Consider the following 751-nt stretch of genomic DNA (forward strand, 5'->3'; position numbering starts at 1 on the left):
AATCCCTCTCTCGGATTGGATAAAATTCTCCTCTACCTAAACTACCTAAATACTGACCTGATCGAGCTAGCCAATTTAGCCAACCTACTCCAGCATGAAAACGAACAAATGCTGACGGATGAACAAAGTGCACTCTTTCTCGAACACCCTTACCTCCTCGACTTCATCTATATGGTGACATCTCGAAATCTTGAGCCGAAAAAGATTGCTGAAATGTACAACCTAACGGAGACAAGCCTGCGTTTTTATCTCCGCATTGCTGAGATTCTCGGTTATGTGGAAGATTTTGGTGATGGTTTGTTTTATCGCTCCGGCCGCCGATTTTTGATGGAAGAAGGCTCAGATCTCGACTCTCTATTTCGTGAACGTTTTCAGAAAGAATCGCTTTCGCATGAAGTCAGCCCCGGTATTTGTATTGGTCGTATTCGTCTGACCGAAGCGCAGCGATTGCAGTTAGAAGATGATGTTTACAATAAGCTGGTCAAATTCAATGCGCTCAATACCTCCAACCAAGATGGCGAGTTAACTAACGTTTTAATGCGTTGCACTCCAGGGACACAAATATTTTTCTCTGACGGATTACCTAATATTGATGGGGATTTATTAAAGTATGTTTCTCAGCTCAATCAACGTGTTTAAATTAAATCGCACATACCAATATTAATTCCAGACATAAAATAAATTGAACAACTCAGTATACTTGGTCAAACCAACCCATTTAATTCACATTAAATTCTGTTAAAACACGTCA

The 751-nt window shown here is 40.3% G+C and carries 1 protein-coding gene; it reads left to right on the forward strand.

Annotated elements, in window-relative coordinates:
• A partial coding sequence (locus R7190_RS27095; protein WP_318137832.1) for a transcriptional regulator occupies window positions 1–639 on the forward strand: 639 nt, incomplete at its 5' end.
• Window positions 640–751: the final 112 nt, after the last annotated feature.

It is taken from the genome of Vibrio sp. 1078-1 (assembly GCF_033340475.1).